This is a genomic window from Streptomyces sp. NPDC050534 (assembly GCF_044457745.1).
In the GTDB taxonomy this organism is placed as follows: Bacteria; Actinomycetota; Actinomycetes; order Streptomycetales; family Streptomycetaceae; genus Streptomyces.
Map to the genome: position 1 here is coordinate 25,023 of NZ_JBITHF010000003.1, position 13,344 is coordinate 38,366.

Genomic DNA, 13,344 nt, shown 5'->3' on the forward strand with positions numbered 1-13,344 from the left:
GGGATTTTTCGTTTCCGGGAAGTCGCAGCAGTCGGCAGAGACGATCGATGGAGCTTTGAGGATCATGAGCGAGACGAACCCCGCTGCCGCCGCCGAGGCGGCAGCGCCGCACCGCTACACGGCCGCCATGGCGGCCGACATCGAGGCACGCTGGCAGGACTTCTGGGACGCCGACGGCACGTACGCGGCGCCGAACCCCGAGGGTGACCTGGCCGGTGACCCCGCGGTCGTCGCCCGGCCCAAGAAGTTCATCATGGACATGTTCCCGTACCCCTCCGGTGCGGGCCTGCACGTGGGCCACCCGCTGGGCTACATCGCCACCGACGTCTTCGCCCGCTTCCAGCGCATGACCGGGCACAACGTCCTGCACACCCTGGGCTTCGACGCCTTCGGCCTGCCCGCCGAGCAGTACGCGGTGCAGACCGGCACGCACCCGCGCGTGTCCACCGAGTCCAACATCGAGAACATGAAGTCCCAGCTGCGCCGGCTGGGCCTGGGCCACGACAAGCGCCGGTCGTTCGCCACGATCGACCCGGACTACTACAAGTGGACCCAGTGGATCTTCCTGCAGATCTTCAACTCCTGGTACGACGAGGAGGCGGACAGGGCCCGCCCGATCGCCGAGCTGGTCGCCCGGTTCGAGTCCGGTGAGCGCGCCGTCCCCGGCGGCCGTTCCTGGGACGCGCTGACCGCCGGCGAGCGCGCCGACATCCTGGGCGAGTACCGCCTGGCGTACGCCTCCGACGCGCCGGTCAACTGGTGCCCCGGCCTGGGCACCGTGCTGGCCAACGAGGAGGTCACCGCCGACGGCCGCTCCGAGCGCGGCAACTTCCCGGTCTTCAAGGCCAAGCTGCGCCAGTGGAACATGCGGATCACCGCCTACGCCGACCGGCTGCTGGACGACCTGAACGAGCTGGACTGGCCCGAGGCCATCAAGCTGCAGCAGCGCAACTGGATCGGCCGCTCCGAGGGCGCCCGCGTCGACTTCCCGATCGACGGCGAGCGCATCACGGTCTTCACCACGCGTCCCGACACCCTGTTCGGCGCGACCTACATGGTGCTGGCCCCCGAGCACCCGCTGGTCGAGAAGTTCACCCCGGCCACCTGGCCGGAGGGCACCCACGAGGTGTGGACCGGCGGCCACGCGACGCCCGCCGAGGCCGTCGCCGCCTACCGGGCGCAGGCCGTCTCGAAGTCGGACGTCGAGCGCCAGGCCGAGGCCAAGGACAAGACGGGCGTCTTCATCGGCGCGTACGCGACCAACCCGGTCAACGGCGAGCAGGTCCCCGTCTTCATCGCCGACTACGTCCTGATGGGCTACGGCACCGGCGCGATCATGGCCGTCCCGGCGGGCGACCAGCGTGACTTCGAGTTCGCGCGCGCCTTCGAGCTGCCGATCCACTGCATCGTCGAGCCCACCGACGGCCGCGGCACCGACACCGCGACCTGGGAGAACGCCTTCTCCTCGTACGAGGCGAAGATCATCAACTCCTCGAACGGCGACATCTCCCTGGACGGCCTGGGCGTCGCCGAGGCCAAGGCGCGCATCACCGAGTGGCTGGCGCGCAAGGGCATCGGCGAGGGCACGGTCAACTTCCGCCTGCGCGACTGGCTGTTCAGCCGCCAGCGCTACTGGGGCGAGCCCTTCCCGATCGTCTACGACGAGGAGGGCATCGCCCACGCGCTGCCCGAGTCGATGCTGCCGCTGGAGCTGCCGGAGGTCGACGACTACTCGCCGCGCACGTTCGACCCCGATGACGCCGACACCGAGCCCGAGACGCCGCTGTCGCGCAACGACGAGTGGGTCCACGTCACCCTGGACCTGGGTGACGGGCGCGGTCCGCGGAAGTACCGGCGCGAGACCAACACCATGCCCAACTGGGCCGGTTCCTGCTGGTACGAACTGCGCTACCTGGACCCGCACAACAGCGAGCAGCTGGTCGACCCCGAGATCGAGCGGTACTGGATGGGCCCGCGCGAGGGCCAGCCGCACGGCGGTGTCGACCTGTACGTCGGCGGCGCCGAGCACGCCGTACTGCACCTGCTGTACGCGCGCTTCTGGTCCAAGGTGCTGTACGACCTGGGCCACGTGTCCTCGGCCGAGCCGTTCCACAAGCTGTTCAACCAGGGCATGATCCAGGCCTACGTCTACCGCGACGGCCGCGGCATCGCGGTGCCCGCCGCCGAGGTGGAGGAGCGCGACGGCGCCTACTACTACCAGGGCGAGAAGGTCTCCCGGCTGCTGGGCAAGATGGGCAAGTCCCTGAAGAACGCGGTCACTCCGGACGAGATCTGCGCCGAGTACGGCGCCGACACGCTGCGCCTGTACGAGATGGCGATGGGCCCGCTGGACGTGTCGCGGCCGTGGGACACACGCGCGGTGGTGGGCCAGTTCCGGCTGCTGCAGCGGCTGTGGCGCAACGTCGTCGACGAGGACAGCGGCGCGGTCACCGTCACCGACGCCGAACCCGACGAGGAGACGCTGCGCGCCCTGCACAAGGCGATCGACGGTGTGCGCCAGGACCTGGAGGGCCTGCGCTTCAACACCGCCATCGCCAAGGTCACCGAGCTGAACAACCACCTGACCAAGACGGGTGGCCCGGTGCCGCGCTCGGTCGCCGAGCCGCTGGTGCTGCTGGTCGCGCCGCTGGCCCCGCACATCGCCGAAGAGCTGTGGCGCAAGCTGGGCCACACCGACTCGGTCGTGCACCGCGACTTCCCGGTCGCCGACCCGCGCTACGTCGTCGACGAGACCGTGACCTGCGTCGTGCAGATCAAGGGCAAGGTCAAGGCGCGCCTGGAGGTCTCGCCGTCCATCTCCGACGCGGAGCTGGAGAAGGCCGCACTGGAGGACGAGAAGGTCGTCGCGGCGCTGGACGGCGCGGGGATCCGCAAGGTGATCGTGCGGGCGCCGAAGCTGGTGAACATCGTTCCGGCGTAGTCGCCGGCGCAGGTGTCCACGTCGGTGACCGCGGTCCGGGGCGTGAGCGCCTCGGGGTAGTCCCCTACGGGCAGGTTCGGGGTTCTTCTGGAACTCCGCGCCTGCCCGTCTCGTTTACCGTGGAAGAGCGGCGCGGGGTGTGCCGCGCCGTGCGGAGGAGGAGCGACGTGGAAGCAGTGATCGCAGTGTTCGCCCTGCTCTTCGTGCTCTTCCTGGCAGTCGGTGTGTACGCCACGGTGAAGGTGGTCGGCGCCGCGCGGCGCGGCGTGGACCGCACGATCTCGCAGGCCCGCCGCACGGTCGAGGACCACACCCTGCGGGCCAGGTCCTTGGCCCAGCCCGGAGCGGCGGGCGAGCTGGCCCAACTGCGCCTGAAGCTGCGCACGTCGATGCGCGCGACCCAGGACGCGCTGTACGCGGGCGTGCCCGAGGACGAGTCCCTCAAGGAGTCCCTGGGCCTCTTCGAGCGCCTCAGCGTGCACGGTCACGAGCTGGACGGCGAGCTCAAGCGCCTGGAGGCCGAGCCGGACCGCAGGACGCTCGCCGAGCGGCTGCCCGGCCTGCGGGAGCGCACCGAGCGCATCACGCACTCGGCGGACTCACTGCGCTGGGCCGCCCGCGACCGGGCGCACCGCTTCGCCGACGACGACCTGGACGCCCTGAGCGCCCAGATAGACGTGGAGGCCGGTGCGCTGCGGCACTGGACTCACGAAGACTCCTCGGGGGAGCCGGGGGAGCCGGGGGAGCCGTCGCAGTGGCCCGACACCCCGGCCGCCGACCAGGCGACGGCACAGCAGACCTGGCCGGAGACGCCCCGGTCGCGTACGGCCGAGGAGCCGACGCGGGCCGCCATCACCCCACCCGCACCGCGCCCCGTCTACCCATGGCAGAAGAAACCCCGCCCCGAGAGCACTACTTGATCCGGTCAAGGGCATGCCAGGTGAGAGGGGCCGGGCTGCCGCCCGAGCACTACGGCAGGTAACCTCCAGCTCATGTCCCGCCATGTCGCGATCGTCACCGATTCAACGGCCTACCTGCCGCCGCGGACGATGGAGCGCCACGGCATCACAGCGGTGCCCCTGACCGTGGTCCTCGGTGACCGGGCGCTGGAGGAGGGCACCGAGATCTCGACGCGTTCTCTGGCCCAGGCACTTCAGAAGCGGCATCCCGTCACCACCTCGCGGCCCAGTCCCGAGCTCTTCGCCGAGACCTACCGCAAGGTCGCCGAGTCCGGCGCGAGCGGCATCGTCTCCCTGCATCTCTCGGCCGAGCTGTCGGGCACGTACGACGCGGCGGTCATGGCGGCACGCAAGGCGCCGGTGCCGGTGCGGGTCGTGGACACCGGGACCGTCGCGATGGCCCTCGGCTTCTGCGCCCTCGCCGCGGCGGAGGCGGCGGAGTCGGGCGGGACGGTGGACGAGGCCGTCACGGCCGCCGAGAAGCGGGCCTCCGGCACCTCCGCCTACTTCTACGTCGACACCCTCGACTATCTGCGCCGCGGCGGCCGGATCGGCGCCGCGCAGGCCCTGCTGGGCTCCGCGCTCGCGGTGAAGCCGCTGCTTCAGCTGGACGCCGGCCGGATCGAACTGCTGGAGAAGGTCCGGACCGCCTCGCGGGCGATCGCCCGCCTGGAGGAGATCGCGGCCGACCGGGCCGGCAGCGCGCCGGTCGACATCGCTGTCCACCATCTCGCCGCCCCCGAGCGGGCGGCGGCCCTCGCGGACCGGTTGCGGACGCGGGTGCCGGGTGTGGCGGATCTGCATGTGAGCGAGGTGGGGGCGGTGATCGGGGCGCATACCGGGCCCGGGCTGCTGGGGGTCGTGGTCTCGCCGCGCTGACGGTTGCGCACCTGTGTGGGTGACGGGGTTATCCACAACTGGGCGGTAATCCCCGGGAATTGAGCAAGATCATCGCGAAGCCGGCGAGTGCCCGATCCTCGGCGCATGGCACTTCGATCACGTTCACGTACAGCGACCGTCTCCAGTGGGCCGGGACGGGGCTCCGGCTCCGACGGCCGGAGCCGCCACCGCCGCTCGCCGGTGCCGAGCCGGCTCCGGACCCGGCAGCGGCATGCGCCGGCGGAGGAACTCCGTCGGCGTGCGCAGCTGCTGTTCCCCGAACACGCCGGCGAGTGGCGGGAGTCGGGTGCGGGGCCGCCGGGGCCGCCGGTGCCGTCGGTGCCGGAGGACGGGCGCGAGACTCCTCGGCCGGGCGAGAGCCCGCAGGCTCCTACCGCCGGGGAGGGCCGGCGCGGGCGGGCCGGGCTTGCGCTGCGGGAGCGGATGCCGCTGTGGGTGCAGACGAGGTGCGGGCTGGAGCGGCGGAGCGTGGTCGCGCTCGCGGTACTGCTCGTCGTTGCCGCCGGCTTCGCCGTTCAGCACTTCTGGGCCGGGCGGACTCAGACCGTGCGGGCGCCCGAAGTGGTGCGGGCGGCAGCCCCGTTCGGTGAGCGGAAGGGGAGCGGGGAGCCCGCGCCGGACGCTTCGGCCGGAGCGCCGGGCGCCGCGGGCACGGCCGGGGCGGAGATCGTCGTCGACGTCGGCGGCAAGGTGCGCGAGCCCGGGATTCATCGTCTGCCCGCCGGTTCACGTGTCGCCGACGCGCTGAGCGCGGCCGGCGGGGTGCGCCCCGGCACGAGCACGGACGGGCTGAACCGGGCCCGCCTCCTCATGGACGGGGAGCAGGTGATCGTCGGGGAGCCCGCGGCTCCGGCGCCCGCCGCGGCCGGCGGCGGTTCGTCCGCCGGGACCGCGGGCGGTGCGGCCGCGGGCGGCGCGCCCGCGGGCGGCGCGCCCGCGGCCCCGGTCGCTCTCAGCACGGCCACCGTGGACCAGTTGGACACCCTGCCGGGGGTCGGTCCGGTGCTCGCCCAGCACATCGTCGACTACCGCACACAGCACGGCGGGTTCCGCTCGGTGGACGAGCTGCGCCAGGTCAACGGCATCGGCGATCGCCGTTTCGCCGATCTGCGGAATCTCGTACGGCCATGAGGCGCGCCCCTGGTCTCCCACCCGGCCGCACGGCCGTCCACGCCGCCGCCGCAGGACGGCTCGGAGCGGCCCATCCCCGGCAGGAAGGACCGACCGACCTGCGCCTGGTACCGCCCGCGCTCGCGGCCTGGGCGACGGCCGCGGTGCTGCTCGACGCGACGCCAGGGTGGGTCACGGGCGTCGCGGTGGCGTGCACGGCTGTGGCGCTGGTCCTGCTGGCGGCGCGGCGGCGTGGGGTGCGCGCGCAACCGTCCGGACCGGACCACCGGCTCCCGGTCGCCGCAGTGCTGCTCTGCGTCGCCGGGGCCGCGGTCTCCGCGGGGCTGCACGGAGCCGATGTGCGGCGCGGGCCGGTGCCGGGACTGGCGCGGCAGTACGCCTCGGTGACCGCCGAGGTCGAGGTCACCTCCGACCCCCGGCTCACCAGGCCCCGGATCAGGGGTGACCGTGCCGTGCCGGCCTCCGTGCTGATGGACGCGGAGGTACGGCGGGTGGAGGAGGCGGACGGGACGACGGTGGCCACACGGACGCCGGTGCTGGTGATCGTCGACGCGGGGACGCGGACCGGGACCTCCGCCGAGGTGCCGGGCCGAACCGGCCCGGTGGCTTCCGCAGAGGGGCCGGGCGGAACGGGCGCCGCGACCGCTGCCGAAGGACCGTCGCCCTGGCTCGAGTTGCTGCCCTCCACACGCCTGCGCATTCACGCCCGCTCGGCGCCCGCCGCCGTCGGCGGTAACCGGATCGCGGGGGTGCTGCGGGTGCGGGGGCAGGCCGTGCCGGAGGTGGTGGAAGGGCCGTCGGGGGCGCAGCGGCTGGCGGGGCGGTTGCGGGCCGGGCTGCGGGAGGCGACGGACGGGCTGCCGGCGGACGCGCGGGCGCTGCTGCCCGGACTGGTCGTCGGGGACACCTCGCGGATCACCCCGGAGCTGGACGAGGCGTTCAAGGACACCGACCTGACACACCTGCTCGCGGTGTCCGGCAGCAACCTCACCATCATCCTCGCCCTGCTCATCGGGCCGCCGGGCATGGCCCGGCTGGCGGAGCGGCGGGGGTTCGCGTCCCGGCTCGGCATCCCGCTGCGGACGACCGCGGTGCTCGGCGGCGCGCTCACGGTCGGGTTCGTGGTGGTGTGCCGACCGGATCCGAGTGTGCTGCGGGCCGCGGCCTGCGGCAGCGTCGTGCTCCTGGCCCTGGCGACCGGCCGCCGCAGGTCGCTCGTCCCGGCGCTGGCGACCGCGGTCCTGCTGCTGGTGCTGTACGACCCCTGGCTGGCCCGGAGCTACGGCTTCCTGCTCTCCGTACTGGCCACCGGAGCCCTGCTCACGCTCGCTCCGCGCTGGAGCGAGGCGCTGCGGCGGCGCCGGGTCCCGCCGAGGCTCGCCGAGGGGCTGGCCACGGCAGCCGCGGCGCAGGTGCTGTGCGCGCCCGTGGTCGCCGTGCTGTCGGCGAGGGTGAGCCTGGTGGCGGTGCCGTGCAATCTGCTCGCGGAGATCGCGGTGGCGCCCGCCACGGTGCTGGGCTTCGCGGCGCTGGCGACGGCACCGGTGCTGATGTCCTTGGCCAAGGGGCTTGCCTGGTGCGCGAGTTGGCCAGCGGGCTGGATCGCGGACATCGCCCGGACGGGGGCCGCGCTGCCCGGCGGGGGAGTGCCCTGGCCGGGCAGCTGGACCGGGGCGGGGCTGCTCGCACTCGTCACGCTGGTCGTCCTGGCGGCGGGCCGGCGACTGCTGGGACACCCCTGGCTGTGTGCGGCCTGGGGGGTGCTGCTCGTCCTCGTCGTCGTGCAGCCGCCGCCCCTGACCAGGGTGATCAAGGGCTGGCCGCCTCCGGGGTGGCGGTTCGCGATGTGCGACGTGGGGCAGGGCGACGCGACCGTGCTCGCCGCGGGGGACGGCAGCGGCGTCGTGGTGGACACCGGGCCCGATCCGGCACTCGTCGACCACTGTCTGCGCACGCTCGGCATCACCAGGATCCCGCTGGTCGTGCTGACGCACTTCCATGCCGACCACGTGGCCGGGTTGCCCGGTGTGCTGCGCGGGCGTTCGGTGGGGGCGATCGAGGCGACGGGCTTCGAAGAGCCCGCGGACCAGGTCGAGTTCGTACGGAAGGAGGCGGCGGCCCGGCACATCCCGCTCACCCGGGCCGCGGCAGGGGAGCAGCGGCGGACCGGCGCGCTGAGCTGGCGGGTGCTGTGGCCCCCGCCGCGTCCGGCACCGGAGCCGGACGGGCCGAACGACGCCAGTGTCACGCTGCTGGTCAGATCGGCCGGACTGCGGCTCCTGCTGCTCGGGGACCTCGAACCCCCTGCCCAGCAGGCGCTGTTGAGGTCGCCGGAGGGGGCGCTGCTGGGCGGGGTGGACGTGCTCAAGGTGGCCCATCACGGCTCGGCGTACCAGGACCCGGAGCTGATACGCAGGGTGGCGCCGCGGCTGGCGCTGATCTCCTGTGGAAGGGACAACCCGTACGGGCACCCGGCTCCCAGCACGGTCGCGGCGCTGCGGGCCGAGGGCGCGGTGGTGCTGCGGACGGACCGGGACGGAGCGCTCGCCGTCGAGGGGACGGGCAGGGAGCTGCGGGTGGCGACAGACTGAGGGCATGCATATCCGAGAGATCGACGGCTACCTACACCGCCTGGGAATCGGGCCCGAGGAGTGGCCCAGCGCGCCCACTGCCGAAGCACTCCGCGATCTGCACCTGCGCCATCTGCGGACCGTGCCCTTCGAGAATCTCTCGATCCACCTCGGCGAGGAGATCGTGCTGGAGGAGGACCGGCTGGTGGACAAGGTGGTGGGGGCGCGGCGGGGCGGGTTCTGCTACGAACTCAACGGCGCGTTCGCGGCGTTGCTCGGAGGGCTCGGCTTCGAGGTCACCCTGCTCGCCGCGCGGGTGCACGGGGGCGCGGGGCGGCTCGGGATCCCGTACGACCATCTCGCGCTGCGGGTGCGGACGGCGGACGGGGCGCAGTGGCTGGCGGACGTGGGGTTCGGGGCCCACAGCCACTATCCGCTGGCGTTCACGGACAAGGGCGAGCAGAAGGACCCTGGAGGTGTGTTCCGGATCGTCGAGGCGGGGCCGGACCTGGACGTCGTGCTGAACGGCAGACCGCAGTACCGGCTGGAGGTGCGGCCGCGCGAGCTCGGTGACTTCGTGGCCGGGGCGTGGTGGCACAGCACCTCGCCCAGGTCGCACTTCGTGCAGTCGCTGGTGTGCTCCAAGGTGACGGAGGACGGAGGACGGATCACGCTCAGCGGGCGGAGCTTCAAGGTGACGGGAGCCGACGGGGCGCGGGAGGAGCGGGAGTTGGGCACCGATGAGGAGGTCCTCACGGTGTACCGGGAGCGGTTCGGGATCGAGCTGCACCATGTGCCGACCGTGCGAAATCCCCGCAGTGACTCCTGATTCGGTTCACCGCGCGGCACATCGGGTCGGCGCGGATCAACCCGAGCATCCGCGTCGATCTCGACGTGCGGATCGTGCGCACGGGCTGACCTGCGTCCTGCCTCCGGCGAGGGTGCCGGAGAATGAGCTCGTGAGCGATGTGAGACATGTGCTGGTGCTGCCCGACCGCGACGCCGCGGAGGAGGTGGCCGAGGCACTCGGGGAGCGGTTCGGGCTGTCCGAGGAGCCGCAGCTCGTACGGGATGCGCTGGCCGGTGAGGACGACGCGGAGGACGCGCAGTGGCTGGTCGTGCTGCGTGACGAGGAGGGGCGTTTGGATCCGGGGGAGCTGGATGGGTTCGTCGGGCACTGGGACGGGTGGCGGGAGGAGCCGTAGCGCTCCGTCGGGAGCGCCGGGCCCCGTGGCTGGTCGCGCCCGCGCGGCCGCGTTGTCAGTGCCCCGTGACATGCTTGTCGCGATGGCCAGGAAGACTGCGAATGACGACCCTCTCGCCCCGGTGACGCTCGCCGTGGGCCAGGAGGACCTTCTGCTCGACCGTGCCGTGCAGGAGGTGGTGGCCGCCGCGAGGGCCGCCGACGCCGACACGGACGTACGTGACCTGACGTCGGACCAGTTGCAGCCCGGCACGCTCGCCGAGCTCACCAGCCCCTCGCTCTTCGCGGAGCGCAAGGTCGTGGTCGTACGCAACGCACAGGATCTTTCGGCCGACACGGTCAAGGACGTGAAGGCGTATCTGGGGTCGCCCGCCGAGGAGATCACTCTCGTGCTGCTGCACGCGGGAGGAGCCAAGGGCAAGGGGCTGCTCGACGCCGCGCGCAAGGCCGGTGCCCGGGAGGTCGCCTGCCCGAAGATGACCAAACCGGCGGACCGGCTGGCCTTCGTGCGCGGGGAGTTCAGGGCCGCCGGGAGGTCGGCCACGCCCGAGGCGTGCCAGGCGCTGGTCGACGCCATCGGCAGCGATCTGCGCGAGCTGGCGTCCGCCGTCTCCCAGCTGGTCGCCGACGTGGAGGGGACCATCGACGGCGCGGTCGTCGGGCGATACTACACCGGCCGGGCCGAGGCGTCGAGCTTCGAGGTCGCCGACCGGGCGGTGGAGGGGCGGGCGGCCGAGGCCCTGGAGGCGCTGCGGTGGGCGCTGTCGACCGGCGTCGCGCCCGTGCTGATCACCAGCGCGCTCGCGCAGGGCGTGCGGGCGATCGGCAAGCTGTCCTCCGCCCGCGGGGGGCGGCCGGCGGATCTCGCGCGGGAGCTCGGGATGCCGCCGTGGAAGATCGACCGGGTGCGGCAGCAGATGCGGGGGTGGACACCGGACGGGGTTGCGGTGGCACTGCTGGCGGTTGCCGAGGCCGATGCGGGGGTGAAGGGGGGCGGGGATGATCCCGAGTACGCGTTGGAGAAGGCCGTGGTCACGATCGCCCGCGCCGCGCGGAGCAGGCGGTAGCCGTAGGGTCCGGGCCGGTGCGCGCCCGGGCGGCGGAACGGCATACGGCGGCCGGTGTGGGTTCCGGCCGCCGTGAGTGCCGTCGATCCCATAGCGCCGCGACGGTGGTGGGGCGTGCCCGCGGGTCGCGGACGCGCAGGGCTCAGCGGTTGTACTTGGCGAAGATGCGGGTCCCGGCCGTGGCCGACACGATCATCAGGCCGACGACGACGGCCAGCCCGGTCACGACGGTGTGCGATCCGTACTCACCGGCGAAGAACCCGCGCATGGCGTCCACCGCGTACCGCAGGGGGTTGGCGGAGCCGACGGCCTTCAGCCAGCCGGGGCCGTAGGAGAGGGGGAGGAGGATGCCGGACAGGAGCATCAGGGGCAGGGCGATGCCGTTGAGGACGGGAGCGAAGAGCCACTCCGACGTCAGCTTCAGGGCAAGGGAGTAGGAGAGGAAGGCCAGGCTGATTCCGACGAGCATCATCATGGCGATCGCGGCAAGCACGCCACCGACCGGAGCGCGCAGGCCGAACAGCAGGGCGATGAGGACGATGACGACCGACTGCACGAACAGCGCCAGCACGTCCCAGAGAACCCGGCCCAGCAGGAGCCCGAGCCGGCTCGCCGGGGTCACTCGCAGCCGCTCCAGATAGCCGGAGCGGACGTCGGGGATCAGGCCGAAACCGGCGTAGCCGGTGGCGAACAGGCCCAGTTGGACGAGAAGACCCGGGATGTAGATCTGCCAGGCGGACGAGCCGCTCTCCGGCAGCATCTTGACCAGGACCGGGCCGAACAGGGCCATGTAGACGAACGGTTGGACGAGACCGATGAGGAGGCCCATCCTCTTCTGTGCGGCGGCCGAGGCCTCGTCGCGGAAGACGATCGCCGCGTCTCGGATCGTGTGCATCGCTGGTTCCCCCTCAGGCGTGGACGGCGTCCGGCTGCGGACGGCGGTCGGTCATGGTCATGAAGACGTCGTCGAGCGTGGGCCTCACCACGCGCAGGGACTCCGCCCGGATGCGCGCGGACTCCAGCTCGCGCAGCAGGTCGGGGAGGATGCGCTCGGCGCCCCGGCAGCTGACCGACAGCACCAGGCCGCCCACCGAGACGCCGTGCACCTTGGGGTGGGAGCCGATCAGTTCGGCGGCTCGTGCCGCGTCGCCGTCGACCTCGATCTCGATGGTGTCGTGGGCGATGGCGGCCTTCAGGTTCTGCGGGCTGTCCTCGGCGATGATGCGGCCCTTGTCGATGATCAGGACCCGGTCGCAGAGGTTGTCGGCCTCGTCGAGGTAGTGGGTGCTGAGGAACACCGTGGTGCCGTGCTCGTCGCGCAGGCGCCGGATGTATTCCCACACGCCGTTGCGGCTCTCGGGGTCGAGGTTGGCGGTGGGTTCGTCGAGGAAGAGCAGCTTCGGCGCGTGCACCAGGCCGAGTGCCATGTCGACGCGGCGACGCTGCCCGCCCGAGAGCGTCTGGATGACACGGTCCGCCAGATCCTCGAGGCCCAGCTGCGCGATCACCTCGTCGGCGCGGGCCTCGGCTGCGGGCCGGCTCATGCCGTAGAGGCGCGCTTGCAGGACGATGTCCCGGCGGACCGGGGAACTGGGCTTGGAACCGCCCGCCTGGGAGACGTAGCCGATGTGCATCCGGACCTTCGCCGACTCCTGCAGCAGATCGCAGCCGGCGATGGTGGCCGTGCCCGAGCTCGGGCCGAGCAGGGTGGTGAGCATCCGCATGGTGGTCGTCTTGCCGGCACCGTTCGGGCCCAGGAAGCCGACGATCTCGCCCGCGTTCACGGTGAAGTCGACTCCGGCCACCGCCTCGACGCGGCCCTGCTTGGTGGAGAACGTCTTGGCCAGCCCCTTGGCCTGGATCATGGGTAATGCCTCCCGTGACGGATCGAGTAAGGCACGCTCGTGCGGTGCGGGTGGTTCGGTCATGCCTGCAGTCCTTCGGGCTCCTGCTGTTTCTCCCGGTCGGCCCACACCTGGCGTCCTTCCTTGGTGGTGAGCTCCGGCCAGGTGAGGGTGCCGTCCTGGATGTCGCCGATGATCCTGCGGGCCCAGTCCCGCTCGGCTTCGGCGATGGTCAGGGCGTATTCGAGTTCGATCACGAACAGCCGCGGTGTCTGCTGGCCCAGAGCCTCGGCCTGCGCCCGACGGCCCTCGGTGATCTCCTCGTCCAGCCGGGCGATGCGTTCGGCGAGGGCCTGGACCGCGCGCTCGGGTCCGAGGGCGCCGAGGTAGCTCACCGCGGCGAGGAAGCTGGGGTATTCCTTCACCGGTGTGCGGACGAGTTCGTCCAGCCAGCTCATGAACTCCGTGCGGCCCAGTTCGGTGTGGGCGTACACCTTGCGCTCCGGACGCCGTCCGGAGCGCTCCGTGCTGTGCTCCTCGATCCAGCCGGCCCGGTCCAGGGATTCGACGACGTCGTAGAGCGAGCCGGTCTTTACCTTGAAGCTGGTGTCCTTGTTGCGTTCCCGCAGGGTCGTGGCCATCTCGTACGGATGCATCGGCTGCTCCAGCAGCAGTCCGAGCACCGCGAGGCCGAGCAGGTTGGACACCGGTCGTTTGCGCGCCGCCAT

11 protein-coding genes are annotated in these 13,344 nt (G+C 72.3%); 8 read left to right on the plus strand and 3 right to left on the minus strand.

All coding sequences use genetic code 11. The features are described from left to right. Nucleotides 1-64 precede the first annotated feature (64 nt). The 8 genes from leuS to holA all read left to right on the plus strand — a co-directional run bounded on the left by leuS (nucleotide 65) and on the right by holA (nucleotide 10,772). Complete coding sequence (leuS, locus tag ACIBN2_RS11120; RefSeq protein WP_399134006.1) at nucleotides 65-2,941, plus strand: leucine--tRNA ligase; 2,877 nt, start codon at nucleotides 65-67, stop codon at nucleotides 2,939-2,941. 167 nt (nucleotides 2,942-3,108) lie between these two features. After that, nucleotides 3,109-3,861 (plus strand): hypothetical protein, encoded by a 753-nt coding sequence (locus tag ACIBN2_RS11125; RefSeq protein WP_399134007.1) that lies wholly within the window; start codon nucleotides 3,109-3,111, stop codon nucleotides 3,859-3,861. A 72-nt stretch (nucleotides 3,862-3,933) separates the two neighbouring features. Next, nucleotides 3,934-4,779 carry a DegV family protein gene (locus ACIBN2_RS11130; RefSeq protein WP_399134008.1) on the plus strand — a complete coding sequence of 282 codons (846 nt, stop codon included), beginning with the start codon at nucleotides 3,934-3,936 and terminating at the stop codon, nucleotides 4,777-4,779. Nucleotides 4,780-4,884: 105 nt separating this feature from the next. Beyond that, entirely contained in the window at nucleotides 4,885-5,931 is a 1,047-nt protein-coding gene (locus ACIBN2_RS11135; RefSeq protein WP_399134009.1) for a helix-hairpin-helix domain-containing protein, read from the plus strand. After that, nucleotides 5,928-8,522 (plus strand): ComEC/Rec2 family competence protein, encoded by a 2,595-nt coding sequence (locus ACIBN2_RS11140; protein WP_399134010.1) that lies wholly within the window; start codon nucleotides 5,928-5,930, stop codon nucleotides 8,520-8,522. The genes ACIBN2_RS11135 and ACIBN2_RS11140 overlap by 4 nt, the downstream gene beginning before the upstream one ends. 4 nt (nucleotides 8,523-8,526) lie before the next feature. After that, complete coding sequence (locus tag ACIBN2_RS11145) at nucleotides 8,527-9,330, plus strand: arylamine N-acetyltransferase (protein WP_399134011.1); 804 nt, start codon at nucleotides 8,527-8,529, stop codon at nucleotides 9,328-9,330. A 130-nt stretch (nucleotides 9,331-9,460) separates the two neighbouring features. Beyond that, on the plus strand, nucleotides 9,461-9,706 hold the full coding sequence (locus ACIBN2_RS11150; RefSeq protein WP_399134012.1) for a hypothetical protein: 246 nt from the start codon (nucleotides 9,461-9,463) through the stop codon (nucleotides 9,704-9,706). A gap of 82 nt (nucleotides 9,707-9,788) precedes the next feature. Then, complete coding sequence (gene holA / locus ACIBN2_RS11155; protein WP_399134013.1) at nucleotides 9,789-10,772, plus strand: DNA polymerase III subunit delta; 984 nt, start codon at nucleotides 9,789-9,791, stop codon at nucleotides 10,770-10,772. Between the two features lie 142 nt (nucleotides 10,773-10,914). Here holA and ACIBN2_RS11160 read toward each other — a convergent pair whose 3' ends face one another. From ACIBN2_RS11160 to ACIBN2_RS11170, 3 genes are read right to left on the minus strand one after another with little or no spacing between them, the layout of a single operon-like run. After that, complete coding sequence (locus ACIBN2_RS11160; RefSeq protein WP_399134014.1) at nucleotides 10,915-11,667, minus strand: ABC transporter permease; 753 nt, start codon at nucleotides 11,665-11,667, stop codon at nucleotides 10,915-10,917. Between the two features lie 13 nt (nucleotides 11,668-11,680). Beyond that, nucleotides 11,681-12,700 (minus strand): ATP-binding cassette domain-containing protein, encoded by a 1,020-nt coding sequence (locus ACIBN2_RS11165; protein WP_399134015.1) that lies wholly within the window; start codon nucleotides 12,698-12,700, stop codon nucleotides 11,681-11,683. After that, complete coding sequence (locus ACIBN2_RS11170) at nucleotides 12,697-13,344, minus strand: PadR family transcriptional regulator (RefSeq protein WP_399134016.1); 648 nt, start codon at nucleotides 13,342-13,344, stop codon at nucleotides 12,697-12,699. Before ACIBN2_RS11170 ends, ACIBN2_RS11165 begins: the two co-directional genes overlap by 4 nt.